This is a genomic window from Streptomyces sp. ML-6 (assembly GCF_030116705.1).
In the GTDB taxonomy this organism is placed as follows: domain Bacteria; phylum Actinomycetota; class Actinomycetes; order Streptomycetales; family Streptomycetaceae; genus Streptomyces.
On record NZ_JAOTIK010000001.1, the window covers coordinates 1,083,272 to 1,099,517 of the forward strand.

13 protein-coding genes are annotated in these 16,246 nt (G+C 72.2%); all 13 read right to left on the reverse strand.

The genetic code is table 11. The features are described from left to right. Positions 1-106 precede the first annotated feature (106 nt). Positions 107-2,251 carry a primosomal protein N' gene (locus OCT49_RS04690; RefSeq protein ID WP_283850633.1) on the reverse strand — a complete coding sequence of 715 codons (2,145 nt, stop codon included), beginning with the start codon at positions 2,249-2,251 and terminating at the stop codon, positions 107-109. Between the two features lie 110 nt (positions 2,252-2,361). Then, on the reverse strand, positions 2,362-3,570 hold the full coding sequence (metK, locus tag OCT49_RS04695; protein WP_283850634.1) for a methionine adenosyltransferase: 1,209 nt from the start codon (positions 3,568-3,570) through the stop codon (positions 2,362-2,364). Positions 3,571-3,811: 241 nt separating this feature from the next. Further along, on the reverse strand, positions 3,812-5,014 hold the full coding sequence (gene coaBC / locus OCT49_RS04700; protein WP_283850635.1) for a bifunctional phosphopantothenoylcysteine decarboxylase/phosphopantothenate--cysteine ligase CoaBC: 1,203 nt from the start codon (positions 5,012-5,014) through the stop codon (positions 3,812-3,814). A 132-nt stretch (positions 5,015-5,146) separates the two neighbouring features. Next, the gene (gene rpoZ, locus OCT49_RS04705) at positions 5,147-5,419 is read right to left on the reverse strand and encodes a DNA-directed RNA polymerase subunit omega (RefSeq protein WP_003970369.1); all 273 of its coding nucleotides are present in this window, start codon (positions 5,417-5,419) and stop codon (positions 5,147-5,149) included. Positions 5,420-5,613: 194 nt separating this feature from the next. After that, complete coding sequence (gene gmk, locus OCT49_RS04710; RefSeq protein WP_283850636.1) at positions 5,614-6,231, reverse strand: guanylate kinase; 618 nt, start codon at positions 6,229-6,231, stop codon at positions 5,614-5,616. A gap of 38 nt (positions 6,232-6,269) precedes the next feature. Further along, positions 6,270-6,593 (reverse strand): integration host factor, encoded by a 324-nt coding sequence (locus tag OCT49_RS04715; protein ID WP_014157387.1) that lies wholly within the window; start codon positions 6,591-6,593, stop codon positions 6,270-6,272. Positions 6,594-6,837: 244 nt separating this feature from the next. After that, complete coding sequence (gene pyrF, locus OCT49_RS04720) at positions 6,838-7,677, reverse strand: orotidine-5'-phosphate decarboxylase (protein ID WP_283850637.1); 840 nt, start codon at positions 7,675-7,677, stop codon at positions 6,838-6,840. Beyond that, the gene (locus OCT49_RS04725; protein ID WP_283850638.1) at positions 7,674-8,783 is read right to left on the reverse strand and encodes a quinone-dependent dihydroorotate dehydrogenase; all 1,110 of its coding nucleotides are present in this window, start codon (positions 8,781-8,783) and stop codon (positions 7,674-7,676) included. The genes pyrF and OCT49_RS04725 overlap by 4 nt, the downstream gene beginning before the upstream one ends. Positions 8,784-8,931: 148 nt before the next feature. After that, the gene (carB, locus tag OCT49_RS04730; protein WP_283850639.1) at positions 8,932-12,240 is read right to left on the reverse strand and encodes a carbamoyl-phosphate synthase large subunit; all 3,309 of its coding nucleotides are present in this window, start codon (positions 12,238-12,240) and stop codon (positions 8,932-8,934) included. Beyond that, positions 12,233-13,375 carry a glutamine-hydrolyzing carbamoyl-phosphate synthase small subunit gene (gene carA, locus OCT49_RS04735; RefSeq protein ID WP_283850640.1) on the reverse strand — a complete coding sequence of 381 codons (1,143 nt, stop codon included), beginning with the start codon at positions 13,373-13,375 and terminating at the stop codon, positions 12,233-12,235. The genes carB and carA overlap by 8 nt, the downstream gene beginning before the upstream one ends. Beyond that, positions 13,372-13,953, reverse strand: coding sequence for a PH-like domain-containing protein (locus OCT49_RS04740; protein ID WP_283850641.1), 582 nt, complete (start codon positions 13,951-13,953; stop codon positions 13,372-13,374). The genes carA and OCT49_RS04740 overlap by 4 nt, the downstream gene beginning before the upstream one ends. Beyond that, positions 13,950-15,236 carry a dihydroorotase gene (locus OCT49_RS04745; RefSeq protein WP_283850642.1) on the reverse strand — a complete coding sequence of 429 codons (1,287 nt, stop codon included), beginning with the start codon at positions 15,234-15,236 and terminating at the stop codon, positions 13,950-13,952. The genes OCT49_RS04740 and OCT49_RS04745 overlap by 4 nt, the downstream gene beginning before the upstream one ends. Before the next feature lie 2 nt (positions 15,237-15,238). Then, entirely contained in the window at positions 15,239-16,225 is a 987-nt protein-coding gene (locus OCT49_RS04750) for an aspartate carbamoyltransferase catalytic subunit (RefSeq protein WP_283850643.1), read from the reverse strand. Positions 16,226-16,246: the final 21 nt, after the last annotated feature.

Sequence of the window (16,246 nt, forward strand, 5' to 3'; positions counted from 1 at the left end):
GCGGGGCAGCCGTACCTCCACGCACGCCCCCACCACCGATTCCCCCGGCGGCCGACCGCATCCGCGGCCGGCCGCCGTACGGGTTCTTCGGCCCGCTGCCGCCCCGTCACCCGATGTCCGGCGGGTCCACCCTGATCCGGACCTGCCCGCCGCTCCCCCGGGAGGTGCGCGCCGCCTGCGCGGCCTTCAGCGCGGCGGCCAGTGCCGCCCCGCGGCCCGGCGGCACCCTGAGGAGCGCCCGCTCCCAGGACTCCCCCTGCGGCGCCTCCCCGGGCCTGCGGGGCCTGCCCGGTACGGCGGACGGCACCGGGACCGGACCGAGCACCTCGGCCTCCGGTGGCAGCTCGGCCTCCGCCAGGAACGCGGCGAGCGCCTCCGGCAGCCCCGTCACCGCCGCCATCCGGGAGACCGGCGGGAAGCCCAGCTCGGCCCGTTCGGCCAGTTCGCGACGGGCGTGTCCGACCGGGTCCCAGCGCACCAGGGCCTGCACCGGCCGCAGCGTCGGCTCGGCGACGATCACCACCGTGCCCCGCTCCCGCTGCCCGCGCACCAGCGCGGCCGCGGCCGTCCAGCGGCGCAGCGCCTCCTCGCCCGCCCGCAGGTCGGGCCGGCCGACCATCGCCCAGCCGTCCAGCAGCAGGGCGGCCGCGTAACCGCCCTCGGCCACGGGTTCGGCGCCGGGGGTGCTGACGACCAGGGCCGGGGCCGCCGGTACGGAGTCGAGGACGTGGTCGCGGCCCGAGGTCCGCACCGGCACGTCCGGGAACGCCCGGCCCAGCTCCTCGGCGGTGCGACGGGCTCCGACGACACTGGCCCGCAGCCGGGCCCCGCCGCAGGCGACACAGCGCCAGGCGGTCTCGGCCCGTCCGCACCAGGTGCAGTCGAGGTCCCGCTGGTCCACCGCCTGGAGCGGCCCGGAGCAGTGCCGGCACCGGGCGGGTTCGCGGCAGCGTTCGCAGGACAGCCGGGGAACGTAGCCGCGGCGCGGCACCTGGATCAGGACGGGGCCGCTGCGCAGCCCGTCCCGCACCGTCTGCCAGGCCAGGCTGGGCAGCCGCGCGGCCCTGGCGGCGCCGTCCCGGGCCAGCTCCCCGTCGCCCACCGTGCGCACCAGGGGCGCCGCGGCCCGCAGCTGCTCCCGGTCCGCGGCCAGCGGCAGCGCCCAGCCGCTCTCCACCAGCTGGGCGGCCTCCACGGTGCAGCTCGTGCCGCCGAGCAGGAACGCGCACCGGCTCTGCGTCGCCCGCAGTTCGAGCACCTCGCGGACGTGCGGGAAGGGGGCGTTGTCGTCGCTGTGGCTGGAGTCCCCGTCGTCCCAGACGGCGACCAGGCCGAGGTCGGCGACGGGCGCGAACATCGCGGCCCTGGTCCCGACGACCGCGCGCACCGAGCCGCGCCGGATCGCGAGCCATTGGCGGTAGCGCTTCTCCGGGCCGGACTCGGCGGTCAGCAGCGCGTGCCGGCCCGGACCGAGCAGCGCGGTGAGCGCCGCGTCCACCCGGCCCGCGCTCCGTCCGTCCGGCATGACGACGAGCGCGCCGCGCCCCGACGCGAGGGTCGCGGCCATGGCCCTGGCGACCTCCTCGGGCCAGTGGGGGCCGGGCAGCGCCGTCCACACGGCCCGGGGCGCCCCGCCCCCGGCCAGTGCCCGCAGGAAGGCCGGACCCTGCGGATACCGCTCCCAGCTGCCCGCCGGCGGGGCGGGCGGCGGGGGCAGGGGCTCGGGCGAGGGCGCCGATTCGGCCCTGCCGTTGCGGGGCGGCACGGCCAGCTGGAGCACATCGGCGAGGCTGCCGGCGTAGCGGTCGGCGACGGCCCGCGAGAGCGCGAGCAGTTCCGGCCCCAGCACCGGTTCGGGCGACACGACGTAGGCGAGCGCGGCCAGGGCCCCGGGGTAGTCCGACTCGGCGAGCCGCTCGACGAGGAAGCCGTCGATCAGCCCGCCGCCCTCGCGCCGTCCGCCGCGGACGTTGCGCCCGCCGGCCCCGAAGCGCACCCGCACCCGCACCCCGGGCCGGGCCTCGGCGTCGAGCTCCTCGGGCACCGCGTAGTCGAAGTACTGGTCGAGGTGGAGCGCGCCCTTGTTGACCAGGACGCGGGCGACGGGCAGTTCCGGGGCGAGGGCGGCATCGCGCCAGGTGCGCGGCTTGGCCCGCGGCACCTTGGCCCTGCGCACCGTCTCCCGGATCAGCGCAAGCTGCTCCGGGGCCCCGCCGCTGGGGTCCTCGGTCCGCTCGTCTTCGCTGCTCACAGCCAAATTCCTACCAGACGCCACCGACAGCGGCCCCGGCCCCGCACGCGCCGGGGCCCGGACACCGCGCGTGGTGTCCGGGCCCCGGCGTACGAACGACTGCGGCGGGCCTACAGCCCGGCCGCCGCGCGCAGCGCGTCCACGCGGTCGGTGCGCTCCCAGGTGAAGTCGGGCAGCTCGCGGCCGAAGTGACCGTACGCCGCGGTCCGGGAGTAGATCGGGCGCAGCAGGTCGAGGTCGCGGATGATCGCGGCCGGGCGCAGGTCGAAGACCTCGCCGATGGCGTGCTCGATCTTCTCGGTGTCGATCGCGGCGGTGCCGAAGGTCTCGACGAACAGGCCGACCGGCTCGGCCTTGCCGATCGCGTACGCGACCTGGACCTCGCAGCGGGCGGCGAGGCCGGCCGCGACGACGTTCTTGGCGACCCAGCGCATCGCGTACGCGGCCGAGCGGTCCACCTTCGACGGGTCCTTGCCGGAGAAGGCGCCGCCGCCGTGCCGGGCCATGCCGCCGTAGGTGTCGATGATGATCTTCCGGCCGGTCAGACCGGCGTCGCCCATCGGGCCGCCGATCTCGAAACGCCCGGTCGGGTTCACCAGCAGCCGGTAGCCCTCGGTGTCCAGCTTGATGCCGTCCTCGAGCAGCTGCGCGAGCACGTGCTCCACGACGAACTCGCGGATGTCGGGCGCGAGCAGCGAGTCGAGGTCGATGTCGCTGGCGTGCTGCGAGGAGACGACGACGGTGTCGAGACGGACGGCCTTGTCGCCGTCGTACTCGATGGTGACCTGGGTCTTGCCGTCGGGGCGCAGGTACGGGATGGTCCCGTTCTTGCGGACCTCGGAGAGCCGGCGCGAGAGCCGGTGCGCGAGGTGGATCGGGAGCGGCATGAGCTCGGGCGTCTCGTCGCAGGCGTAGCCGAACATCAGGCCCTGGTCGCCGGCGCCCTGCTTGTCGAGCTCGTCCTCGTCGCCCTCGACGCGCTTCTCGTAGGCGGTGTCGACACCCTGCGCGATGTCGGGCGACTGCGCGCCGATGGACACCGAGACGCCGCAGGAGGCGCCGTCGAAGCCCTTCTTGGAGGAGTCGTAACCGATCTCGAGGACCTTGTTGCGCACAAGGGTCGGGATGTCGGCGTAGGCCTTGGTCGTGACCTCACCCGCGACGTGCACCAGACCGGTGGTGATCAGCGTCTCGACGGCGACGCGGGACCGGGGGTCCTCACGGAGCAGTGCGTCGAGGATGGTGTCGCTGATCTGGTCGGCGATCTTGTCGGGGTGGCCCTCGGTGACGGACTCCGAGGTGAAGAGACGGCGGGACACATCGCTCCCTGGGGTTGCAGCGGCTGCTGGCTGATCATTTGGCGGACCGCCGGGAGCTGCGCCCGGCACGGTCCTGGATCAGTTTATCGGTCGCTTTCGCCCGGCGGACAGTGTGTCTCGCCCCTTGGGAGTTCTGTGACCCGCTCCACGTTCCCCGGGGAGCCGCCGACCGGCCTCCGGAAGCCGGTTTTTCCCCGTGTTTCAGGGGTTCCGGCCCGGTTGGCGGCATGAAACAAGAATTTCACCCCAGGCGTACCGACACGAGGTCCCAGACCGTGTCGGCGAGTGCTTCCTTGGGTCCGTACGGCACCTGGGTCTCGCCGCCGTCCGCCGCGAGCACCACCGCCTCGTTCTCCTCCGACCCGAAGGTCCTGCGCTCCCCCACCTCGTTGACGACGAGGAGGTCGCAGCCCTTGCGGCGGAGCTTCTCCCGGCCGTTGGCGAGGACGTCGTCGGTCTCGGCGGCGAATCCCACGACGATCTGGCCCGGCCGGGCGCGCTCGCCGGCCACCTCGGCGAGGATGTCGGGGTTGCGGACGAGCGTGAGGGGCGCGGGCTCCTGGCCGTCCTTCTTCTTGATCTTCCCCGTGGCGTACTCGGCGGGGCGGAAGTCGGCGACCGCCGCCGCCATCACGACCACGTCGGCGTCCGCGGCGGCCTTCAGGACGGCCTCGCGCAGCTGGACGGCGGTCCCGGCGTGCAGGACGTCGGCCCCGGCCGGGTCGGGCAGACCGGTGTTGGCCTCCACGAGGGTGACCCGGGCGCCGCGGGCGACCGCGGTGCGGGCCAGCGCGTAGCCCTGCTTGCCCGAGGAACGGTTGCCGAGGTAGCGCACCGGGTCGAGCGGCTCGCGGGTGCCGCCCGCGCTGATCACGACGTGGCGCCCGGCCAGGTCGGGCTCGACGGATCCGCGGGCCAGCACCCGGCGGCAGACCTCGAAGATCTCGCCGGGGTCGGGCAGCCGGCCCTTGCCGGTGTCGACGCCGGTGAGCCGGCCGACGGCGGGCTCGATGACGACGGCGCCGCGGCGGCGCAGCGTGGCGACGTTCTCCCGGGTGGCGGGGTGCTCCCACATCTCGGTGTGCATGGCGGGCGCGAAGACGACCGGACAGCGGGCGGTGAGGAGGGTGTTGGTGAGCAGGTCGTCGGCGAGGCCGTGGGCGGCCCTGGCGAGGGTGTCGGCGGTGGCGGGGGCGACGACCACGAGGTCGGCGCCCTGTCCGATCCGGACGTGCGGGACCTCGTGGACGTCGTCCCAGACCTCCGTGGCCACCGGGTGGCCGGAGAGCGCCGACCAGGTGGCCTCCCCCACGAAGTTCAGCGCCGACCCGGTCGGGACGACGCGCACGTCGTGTCCGGACTCGGTCAGCCGGCGCAGCAGCTCGCACGCCTTGTACGCGGCGATGCCCCCGCTGACCCCAAGAACGACCTTCGGCTTGTCCACTGCGTCTCCCCGCACTCGGATACGAACACCCCCATGCTGCCTCACCGCGCCCGCCTTGACGCCGTGGCCCCGGACACACCTCGGGCCCGGCTGCCGTGGCGGCCGGGCCCGAGGTGAAGGTGCGATTCCTGCTTACTGCGCGGGGCCCTCGATGGCCTCGGAGGTGAGCAGGCCCGCGTTGATCTCGCGGAGCGCGATCGACAGCGGCTTCTCGTGGACGTGGGTGTCCACGAGCGGGCCGACGTACTCCAGGAGACCCTCGCCGAGCTGCGAGTAGTACGCGTTGATCTGGCGCGCGCGCTTGGCGGCGTAGATCACGAGGCTGTACTTCGAGTCGGTGGCCTCGAGGAGCTCATCAATCGGCGGGTTGATGATGCCCTCGGGCGTGGTGATGGAAGAGGACACTCTCTGCCTTCCGAAGGGGGTAAAGATCAAAGAAAACTTTGACGGTGCGGGGTTCCGCCGTGCTTGCCCGGGCCGGTCGCGGCTGGGTCGTACGGTGATCGGTCGTGCGGCGTCAGCCGTACGTGATCAGTAATGCCTCACTCGTGCACGAGTCATGTATGAGCCATGCATGGGTGGTGGCATTCGGTCGTGCGTCAGTCGCTGTCGGCTCGGTGGCCGGAAACCTCCAGCATCAAGGCTAGCAGCTCACGGGCCACGTCCTCGACGGAGGTGTTGACCAGCGTCGTGTCGAACTCGGCCTCGGCGGCCAGTTCGACCCGGGCGGCGGCGAGCCTGCGCTCGATCACCTCGGGCGCCTCGGTCCCCCGGCCGGTGAGCCGGCGGACCAGCTCGTCCCAGCTCGGCGGGGCCAGGAAGACCAGCTGGGCCTCCGGCATCGACTGGCGGACCAGCCGGGCGCCCTGGAGATCGATCTCCAGCAGCACCGGCTCGCCCGCCTCCAGGCGGTCGAGCACGGCGCGGCGGGGCGTGCCGTAGCGGTTGCCCGCGAACTCGGCCCACTCCAGCAGCTCGCCGTTGGCGATCAGCTTGTCGAACTCCCCGTCGTCCACGAAGAAGTAGTGGACGCCGTCGCGCTCGCCGGGGCGAGGCTTGCGGGTCGTCGCCGACACCGAGAGCCAGACTTCGGGATGGACCTTGCGCATATGGGCGACGACCGTGCTCTTGCCGACCCCGGAGGGGCCGGAGAGCACGGTCAGCCGCGGACGTACGTCCGGGGGTACGGGGGACGTCCCCCGGGATGTTGCAGCCATGGAGCGATTATCCAGGTTCTCGGGGGTGCCCGAGAACGTCAGGCGGCGCTGCCGCCGAACTCACGCTCCAGGGATGCGATCTGGTTGGAGCCGAGGCCTCGGACCCGACGGCTCTCGGAGATGCCGAGCCGCTCCATGATCTGCTTGGCGCGGACCTTGCCCACGCCCGGCAGGGACTCCAGGAGGGCGGAGACCTTCATCTTGCCGATGACGTCGTTCTCCTGGCCCTGCTTGATGACCTCGTGGAGGGAGGCGCCGGAGTGCTTGAGTCGATTCTTGACCTCGGCCCGCTCCCGGCGAGCCGCGGCGGCCTTTTCGAGCGCGGCTGCGCGCTGTTCAGGGGTAAGGGGCGGAAGAGCCACGCCTACGTCACCTCGGATGTCGATCTGTCGGATACGGACCGGTGAGGACGCAGATCGCCCCGCACCAGGTGAGCGACGAACACTTCGTGCGCGTCGGCTCTCGTCGGAGACTAGCGGCCAAGACCGCTCGAGTCAGCGAGAACCAACGAAAAGTCCTGGTCAGCCTTGGCCGACCAGGACATTTCAGGCATAAAGACCGAGTTTTTTGGTCAGGAAACAATCAACGGGCTGTTGCGTGGCCCGTTCACCCATCCGAGACGGCGGCCCGGATCTCGTCCGCGAACCGCTCCGCGGCCGCCCGCAGCCCCGCCGCGTCCGGTCCCCGGCTCAGCACGCCGCGGCTCACGCTGGGCACCACATTGCCCACCGCGTCGCCGAAGACGCCGGGCAGATCCGCGGGCGTCGCCCCCTGCGCCCCGATCCCGGGGGCGAGCAGCGGCCCGTTGATCGCCAGGTCCGCTCCCGCGTCCCCGAGCGTCGCGCCGACCACCGCGCCCACCGAGCCCAGCGGGCTCGCCCCCGCGTTCTCGGCGGCCATGTGGTCCAGCATCACCTGGGCCAGCGAGCGGCCGTCGGCGGCGGTGGCGCGCTGCACCTCGGCGCCCTCCGGGTTGGAGGTGAGGGCGAGCACGAAGACGCCCGCGCCGGAGGCCGCAGCCGCGTCGAGCGCCGGGCGCAGCGAGCCGAAGCCGAGGTACGGCGAGACGGTGACCGCGTCCGAGAACAGCGGCGAGGCCGGGTCCAGGTAGGTCGCCGCGTAGGCGCCCATGGTGGAGCCGATGTCGCCGCGCTTGGCGTCCATCAGCACCAGCGCGCCGGCCGCCCGCGCCTCCTCGACGGCCTTCTCCAGCACGGCGATGCCGCGCGAGCCGAAGCGCTCGAAGAACGCCGACTGCGGCTTCAGCACGGCGACGCGGTCGGCCAGTGCCTCGACGACGGTGCGGGTGAAGCGCTCCAGGCCCGCGACGTCGTCGTCCAGGCCCCAGGAGGTGAGGAGCGAACCGTGCGGGTCGATGCCCACGCAGAGCGGTCCGCGGGTGTCCATGGCGCGGCGCAGGCGTGCGCCGAAGGGTTCGGGGCTCATGCGGTGGCCTTCCTGGTTTCCGCGCCGACGGCCTCGGCGAGCGTGGCGTACGGGGAGGCGGCCAGGCGCGCTGCCAGGCCCTTGTGGATCGCCCTGGCGTAGAACGGGCCCTCGTAGATGAAGGCGCTGTAGCCCTGGACGAGGGTGGCGCCCGCGAGGATGCGCTGCCAGGCGTCCTCGGCGTTCTCGATGCCCCCGACGCCGATGAGGGTGATCCGGTCGCCCACGCGCGCGTACAGGCGGCCGATGACCTCCAGGGAGCGCGCCTTGAGGGGTGCTCCGGACAGTCCGCCGGTCTCCCCGGTCAGGTCGGGCGAGGACTTCAGGCCCAGGCCGTCGCGGGCGATGGTGGTGTTGGTGGCGATGATGCCGTCCAGGCCCAGTTCGACCGCGAGGTCGGCGACCGCGTCGATGTCCTCGTCCGCGAGGTCCGGGGCGATCTTGACGAGCAGCGGGACCCGGCGGCCGGTGACGACCCGGTCGGCCGCCTCGCGCACGGCGCCGAGCAGCGGCCGCAGCGCCTCGGTGGCCTGGAGGTTGCGCAGGCCCGGGGTGTTGGGCGAGGAGACGTTCACGACGAGGTAGTCGGCGTGGCCGGCGAGACGCTCGGCGGACTTCACGTAGTCGCCGACCGCCTCGGCCTCCGGCACGACCTTCGTCTTGCCGATGTTCACGCCGACCGTGGTCCTGAAGACCGGCCTGCGGGCGGCCAGCCGGGCGGCCACGGCGGCCGAGCCCTCGTTGTTGAAGCCCATGCGGTTGATCAGCGCGCGGTCCGCGACGAGGCGGAAGAGGCGCTTCCTGGGGTTTCCGGGCTGCGGCTCACCGGTGACGGTGCCGATCTCGACGTGGTCGAAGCCGAGCATCGCCATGCCGTCGATCGCGACGGCGTTCTTGTCGAAGCCGGCGGCGAGGCCGAAGGGGCCGTGCATGCGCAGGCCGAGGGCCTCGGTGCGCAGCTCCTCGTACCGGGGCGCGAGCGCGGCGGCGACGAAGGTGCGCAGCACGGGGATGCGGGCGGCGAGACGGATCCACCGGAAGGCCAGGTGGTGGGCCTGTTCCGGGTCCATCCGCTTGAAGACCAGCTGGAAGAAGAACTTGTACATCGGGGTGTCCTCGGTGTCCTCACGGAGAGGGGGACACCGTTTCCGGTGTCCCCCTGTGGAGTGGCCAGGGCCTCTGGTCCGGATCGTGCCGGGCTCGCGTGCCCCTGCGTGCACGCTCGCCGGTCCGGACCGATCCGGACGAAGGACCCTAGTCGCGGGCCGCTGTCAGATGTTCCGCGTGTTCCTGGAGGGAACGGACGCCTACGCCCCCGTGGGTGAGGGCGTCGATGCCCTGGACGGCGGCGGCGAGCGCCTGCACCGTCGTCAGGCAGGGCACGGAGCGGGCCACGGCGGCGGTGCGGATCTCGTAGCCGTCGAGCCGGCCGCCCGTCCCGTACGGGGTGTTGACGATGAGGTCGACCTCGCCGTCGTGGATCAGCTGGACGATGGTCCTCTCGCCCTGCGGGCCGGTGCCCTCGGACTGCTTGCGCACGATCGTGGCGTTGATGCCGTTGCGCTTGAGGACCTCGGCGGTGCCGGAGGTGGCGAGCAGCTCGAAGCCGTGGGCGACGAGTTCGCGCGCCGGGAAGATCATCGAGCGCTTGTCGCGGTTGGCGACCGAGATGAAGGCGCGGCCCTTGGTGGGCAGCGGGCCGTACGCGCCGGCCTGCGACTTGGCGTACGCCGTGCCGAAGACCGAGTCGATGCCCATGACCTCGCCGGTGGAGCGCATCTCCGGGCCGAGGACGGTGTCGACGCCGCGGCCGTGGATGTCGCGGAAGCGCGACCACGGCATGACGGCCTCCTTGACGGAGATCGGCGCGTCGAGCGGCAGGGTGCCGCCGTCGCCGTTCGCCGGGAGCAGTCCCTCCGCGCGCAGCTCGGCGATGGTCGCACCCAGCGAGAGGCGGGCGGCGGCCTTGGCGAGCGGGACCGCGGTCGCCTTCGAGGTGAAGGGGACGGTGCGGGAGGCGCGCGGGTTGGCCTCCAGGACGTACAGGATGTCGCCGGAGAGCGCGAACTGGATGTTGATCAGTCCGCGGACGCCGACGCCCTTGGCGATGCCCTCGGTGGAGGCGCGCAGCCGCTTGATGTCGAAGCCGCCGAGCGTGATCGGGGGCAGCGCGCAGGCGGAGTCGCCGGAGTGGATGCCGGCCTCCTCGATGTGCTCCATGACGCCGCCGAGGTAGAGCTCGGTGCCGTCGTAGAGCGCGTCGACGTCGATCTCGATCGCGTCGTCGAGGAAGCGGTCGACCAGGACCGGCCGGGTGGGGCTGATCTCGGTGGACTCGGCGATGTACGAGGAGAGCCGCGCCTCGTCGTACACGATCTCCATGCCGCGCCCGCCGAGCACGTAGCTGGGGCGCACGAGGACGGGGTAGCCGATCTCGTCGGCGATGGCCTTGGCCTCGCCGAAGGTGGTGGCGGTGCCGTGCTTCGGGGCGGGCAGCCCGGCCTCGGCCAGGACCCGGCCGAAGGCGCCGCGGTCCTCGGCGGCGTGGATGGCCTCCGGGGAAGTGCCGACGACCGGTACGCCGTTGTCCTTGAGCGCCTGCGAGAGGCCCAGCGGGGTCTGGCCACCGAGCTGCACGACGACGCCGGCGACGGGGCCCGCGAGGGTCTCCGCGTGGACGATCTCCAGCACGTCCTCGAGCGTCAGCGGCTCGAAGTACAGGCGGTCGGAGGTGTCGTAGTCGGTGGAGACGGTCTCCGGGTTGCAGTTGACCATCACGGTCTCGTAGCCCGCGTCGCTGAGCGCGAAGGAGGCGTGGACGCAGGAGTAGTCGAACTCGATGCCCTGGCCGATGCGGTTCGGGCCGGAGCCGAGGATGATCACCGCGGGCCTGGTGCGCGGCGCGACCTCGCTCTCCTCGTCGTAGGAGGAGTAGAAGTACGGCGTCCTCGCGGCGAACTCGGCGGCGCAGGTGTCGACCGTCTTGTAGACCGGGCGGATGCCCAGCGCGTGCCGCACCTCGCGCACGACGTCCTCGCGCAGGCTGCGGATGTCGGCGATCTGGGCGTCGGAGAAGCCGTGCCGCTTGGCCTCGGCGAGCAGCGCGGGGTCCAGCTCGTCCGCGCCCGCCAGCTCGTCGGCGATCTCCTTGATCAGGAAGAGCTGGTCGACGAACCAGGGGTCGATCTTCGTGGCTTCGAAGACCTCCTCCTGGGTGGCGCCGGCCCGGATCGCCTGCATGACGGTGTTGATCCGGCCGTCGGTCGGGCGGACCGCCTCGGCGAGCAGCGCGGCCTTGTCGCCGGGCTCGCCGGTGAAGGAGAACTGCGAGCCCTTCTTCTCCAGCGAGCGCAGCGCCTTCTGGAGGGCCTCGGTGAAGTTCCGGCCGATCGCCATGGCCTCGCCCACCGACTTCATGGTGGTGGTGAGGGTGGAGTCGGCGGAGGGGAACTTCTCGAAGGCGAAGCGCGGGGCCTTGACGACGACGTAGTCGAGGGTCGGCTCGAAGGAGGCCGGGGTCTTCTCGGTGATGTCGTTGGGGATCTCGTCGAGCGTGTAGCCGACGGCCAGCTTGGCGGCGATCTTGGCGATCGGGAAGCCGGTGGCCTTCGACGCGAGCGCCGAGGAGCGGGAGACGCGCGGGTTCATCTCGATGACGATGACGCGGCCGTCGTCGGGGTTCACCGCGAACTGGATGTTGCAGCCGCCGGTGTCGACGCCGACCTCGCGGATGATCGCGATGCCGATGTCACGCAGCCGCTGGTACTCGCGGTCGGTGAGGGTCATCGCGGGGGCGACGGTGATCGAGTCGCCGGTGTGGACGCCCATCGGGTCGAAGTTCTCGATGGAGCAGACGACCACGACGTTGTCGTTCTTGTCGCGCATCAGCTCCAGCTCGTACTCCTTCCAGCCGAGGATGGACTCCTCCAGGAGCACCTCGGTGGTCGGGGAGAGCGTCAGGCCCTGGCCGGCGATGCGGCGCAGTTCGTCCTCGTCGTGGGCGAAGCCGGAGCCGGCGCCGCCCATGGTGAAGGACGGGCGGACGACCACGGGGTAGCCGCCGAGCGTGTCGACGCCCGCCAGGACGTCGTCCATGGAGTGGCAGATGACCGAGCGGGCGGACTCGCCGTGGCCGGTCTTCCTGCGGACCTCCTCCACGACCTCCTTGAACAGGTCGCGGTCCTCGCCCTTGTTGATGGCCTCGACGTTGGCGCCGATGAGCTCGACGCCGTACTTCTCCAGGACGCCGTTCTCGTGCATGGAGATCGCGGTGTTGAGCGCGGTCTGGCCACCCAGGGTGGGCAGCAGCGCGTCGGGGCGCTCCTTGGCGATGATCTTCTCGACGAAATCGGGGGTGATCGGCTCGACGTACGTGGCGTCGGCGATCTCCGGGTCGGTCATGATCGTCGCCGGGTTGGAGTTCACCAGGACGACGCGCAGGCCCTCGGCCTTGAGGACGCGGCAGGCCTGGGTGCCGGAGTAGTCGAACTCGGCGGCCTGGCCGATGACGATCGGGCCGGAGCCGATGACCAGGACGGACTGGATATCGGAGCGCTTAGGCACGCTGGCCCTCCATCAGGGTGACGAAACGGTCGAAGAGGTACGCGGCGTCGTGCGGGCCCGCGGCTGCTTCGGGGTGGTACTGGACGCTGAAGGCCGGCTGGTCGAGGAGCTGGAGCCCCTCGACGACCTGGTCGTTCAGGCAGACGTGGGAGACCTCGGCGCGGCCGTACTTCGTGTCGGACACCTTGTCGAGCGGGGCGTCGACGGCGAAGCCGTGGTTGTGCGCGGTGACCTCGACCTTGCCGGTCGTGCGGTCCTGCACGGGCTGGTTGATGCCGCGGTGGCCGTACTTCAGCTTGTAGGTGCCGAAGCCGAGGGCGCGCCCCAGAATCTGGTTGCCGAAGCAGATTCCGAAGAGCGGGGTCCTCCGCTCCAGGACGCCCTGCATGACGGCGACCGGGTGGTCGGCGGTGGCCGGGTCGCCGGGGCCGTTGGAGAAGAACACGCCGTCGGGCTCGACCGCGTACACCTCCTCCAGGGTGGCGGTGGCGGGCAGCACGTGTACCTCGATGCCGCGTTCGGCCATCCGGTGCGGGGTCATGCCCTTGATGCCGAGGTCGATCGCGGCGACGGTGAACTTCTTCGTGCCGATCGCGGGGACGACGTACGCCTCCTTGGTGGCGACTTCGGCGGAGAGGTCGGCGCCCACCATCTCGGGGGCCTCCTGGACGCGGGCCAGCAGCGTGGCCTCGTCGGCGATCGTGTCGCCGGAGAAGATGCCGACGCGCATGGCGCCGCGCTCGCGCAGGTGGCGGGTGAGCGCGCGGGTGTCGATGCCGCTGATGCCGACGACGCCCTGGCGCTCCAGCTCCTCGTCCAGCGAGCGCCGCGAGCGCCAGTTGGAGGGGACCCGGGCGGGGTCGCGGACGACGTAGCCGGAGACCCAGATGCGGCCGGACTCGGGGTCCTCGTCGTTGACGCCGGTGTTCCCGACGTGCGGGGCGGTCATCACGACGACCTGGCGGTGGTAGGAGGGGTCGGTCAGCGTCTCCTGGTAGCCGGTCATGCCGGTGGAGAACACCGCCTCGCCGAAGGTCTCCCCCACGGCCCCGTAGGCACGGCCGCGGAAGGTGCGGCCGTCCTCCAGGACGAGTACGGCGGGAGCTTTCGCGGCTCCCCGGGTGGAGATCGTCATCGTGCGGTGCCTTCCGTAGTGCTGGTGAGTTGGTCGATGGCCTCGACCCAGGCCGGGTGCTCGGCGGAGCGGTCGGAGCGGAAGCCGGAGTCGATCAGCTTGTCGCCGTGCGCCCAGGTGATGATCAGCAGGCCGCCCTCGGGCAGGACCTTGCCGGCGATGCCCTTGTCGAGCCGGGCCCCGCGCAGCGCGGCGGCCGGGACGAAGAAGTCGGCCGCGCCGGGGCGCCGGACGTCGAGGCCCTGGTCGGTCAGGGCGAGCTCGACGCGGCTGCGGGTGCCCAGGCCGTGGGCGACGATCCGGTCGAGCCACTGCCCGGCGGTGGTCGAGGCGTGGTAGCGGCCGGTCAGGGTGAGCGGTTGTGCGCCGTCCCCGAAGCCCTCCGGGGTGGTGGCGAGCTCCGGCAGTTCGGACTGGAGGCTTCCCCGCCACTTCCATCCCTGGCGCATCAGCCAGTAGACGAAGGCGATGAAGACCAGCAGTCCGACGACCCAGCTGATGCGGGCGGACCAGTCGGTCACTTCGGCCGACTTCTGCTCCGCGGCGAGTCGGAGGTACAGGTGGGTGGGTGTTGTCACGCGAGCTTCCCGTCGACGACCGTGGCACGGCCCCGCAGGAAGGTGTGGGTGACTCGACCCGGCAGCTCGCGCCCCTCGTACGGAGTGTTGCGGCTGCGGGAGGCGAAGCCCGCGGGGTCCACGACACCACGGTAAGCCGGATCGACCAGGGTGAGGTTGGCGGGCTCACCGGCCGAGACGGGCCGGCCGTGTCCTTCGAGGCGGCCGATGGCCGCCGGGCGGAACGACATCCGGTCGGCGACGCCCGCCCAGTCGAGCAGGCCGGTGTCGACCATCGTCTGCTGGACGACGGAGAGCGCGGTCTCCAGGCCCACCATGCCCATGGCGGCGGCGGCCCACTCGCAGTCCTTGTCCTCGTGCGGGTGCGGGGCGTGGTCGGTGGCGACGCAGTCGATGGTGCCGTCGGCGAGCGCCTCGCGCAGGGCCTGGACGTCGGCCTCGGTGCGCAGCGGCGGGTTCACTTTGTAGACCGGGTTGTAGGACCGTACGAGTTCGTCGGTGAGGAGCAGGTGGTGCGGGGTGACCTCGGCGGTGACGTCCCAGCCCTTGGACTTGGCCCAGCGGACGATCTCGACGGAGCCGGCGGTCGACAGGTGGCAGATGTGCACCCGGGAACCGACGTGGGCGGCGAGCAGGACGTCGCGGGCGATGATCGACTCCTCGGCGACGGCGGGCCAGCCGCCGAGGCCGAGTTCGGCCGAGACGACGCCCTCGTTCATCTGGGCGCCCTCGGTGAGGCGGGGCTCCTGGGCGTGCTGGGCGACGACGCCGTCGAAGGCCTTCACGTACTCCAGCGCGCGGCGCATGATCACCGCGTCGTCGACGCACTTGCCGTCGTCGGAGAAGACCTTCACCCCGGCGGCCGAGTCGTGCATGGCGCCGAGCTCGGCGAGCTGCTTGCCCTCCAGGCCGACGGTGACGGCGCCGACCGGCTGCACGTCGCAGTAGCCGGACTCCTTGCCCAGCCGCCACACCTGCTCGACGACGCCGGCGGTGTCGGCGACGGGGAAGGTGTTGGCCATGGCGTGCACGGCGGTGAAGCCGCCGACGGCCGCCGCCTTCGTCCCGGTGAGGACGGTCTCGGAGTCCTCGCGGCCCGGCTCGCGCAGGTGGGTGTGGAGGTCGACCAGGCCGGGCAGCAGGATCTGCCCCCCGGCCTCGACGACGGTCGCGCCGGCGGCGTCGAGGCCGGTGCCGACGCGGGCGATGGTCTCGCCGTCGATCAGCACGTCCTGGGGTTCGCCGCCGAGGATCTTCGCGCCGCGGATAAGGATCTTGCTCATGGTTACTTGTTCTCCTCGGTACGGGACGGGGCGGCGGGGGCGGCGGGCTCGGATCCGCCGAGCAGCAGGTACAGGACGGCCATCCGGATCGAGACGCCGTTGGCGACCTGCTCGACGGCCGTGCAGCGGCCGGAGTCGGCGACCTCGGCGGTGATCTCCATGCCCCGGACCATCGGGCCGGGGTGCATGACGACGGCGTGCTCGGGCATCTTCGCCATGCGGTCGCCGTCCAGGCCGTAGCGGCGGGAGTACTCGCGCTCGGTCGGGAAGTACGCGGCGTTCATCCGTTCGCGCTGCACACGCAGCATCATGACCGCGTCGGACTTCGGCAGCACCTCGTCGAGGCCGTAGCTGACCTCGCAGGGCCACTGCTCGACGCCGACGGGGACGAGGGTCGGCGGGGCCACCAGGGTGACGTGGGCGCCCAGCGTGGTCAGCAGGTGCACGTTGGAGCGGGCGACCCGGCTGTGCAGGATGTCGCCGACGATGGTGATCCGGCGGCCGTCCAGGTCCCGGCCGAGCCCGCTGTCGGTCCCGACCAGGCGGCGGCGCATCGTGAAGGCGTCCAGGAGGGCCTGGGTGGGGTGCTCGTGGGTGCCGTCGCCGGCGTTGACGACCGCGCCGTCGATCCAGCCGGAGGTGGCGAGGCGGTACGGGGCGCCGGAGGCGCCGTGCCGGATGACGACGGCGTCGGCGCCCATCGCCTCCAGGGTCAGCGCGGTGTCCTTGAGCGACTCGCCCTTGGAGACGGACGAGCCCTTCGCGGAGAAGTTGATGACGTCGGCGGAGAGGCGCTTGGCGGCGGCCTCGAAGGAGATGCGGGTGCGCGTCGAGTCCTCGAAGAAGAGGTTGACGACGGTACGGCCGCGCAGGGTCGGGAGCTTCTTGATCGGCCGGTCCGCGACCCGGGCCATCTCCTCGGCGGTGTCGAGGATCAGGACGGCGTCGTCGCGGGTGAGGTCGGCGGCCGAGATGAGGTGGCGCTTCATCTGGGTGTTCTCCGGAAGGTG